Source organism: Vogesella urethralis (genome assembly GCF_007644045.2).
In the GTDB taxonomy this organism is placed as follows: Bacteria; Pseudomonadota; Gammaproteobacteria; order Burkholderiales; family Chromobacteriaceae; genus Vogesella; species Vogesella urethralis.
Genome location: NZ_VMDW02000133.1, coordinates 1 through 254 on the forward strand (window position 1 = coordinate 1; position 254 = coordinate 254).

A 254-nucleotide genomic window follows, 5' to 3' on the forward strand; every position below is an offset into this window, starting at 1 on the left:
GGCGTAGGTGGAGAAACGGTTGCCGTTGGTGACGTTCCAGAGGTGAATAGTTTCATTCTCCAGAATACCGGCCGCATCCAGGAAGTCCTGGTCAATGGCGCAAGAACCTTCATAGTGCAGGTCCGCCTGCGTGACTTTTACGCGGTGGAGCTTGCCCTGCAGCATATTACGCATCATAACTTCTACCCTTCAACCTTAATGTAGCAGAGCGGACACGGCGCCCGCCCTGAGAAAAGCCCGGGCAGTATTGCCCG

Annotated in this window: 1 protein-coding gene; it reads right to left on the reverse strand. The window is 55.5% G+C overall.

Going from position 1 to position 254, the window contains the following annotated elements; translation table 11 throughout:
* Positions 1–177, reverse strand: a 177-nt coding sequence (locus FLQ03_RS16700) for an aspartate 1-decarboxylase (RefSeq protein WP_206211020.1), incomplete at its 3' end; no start/stop codon positions are given.
* Positions 178–254 lie beyond the last annotated feature (77 nt).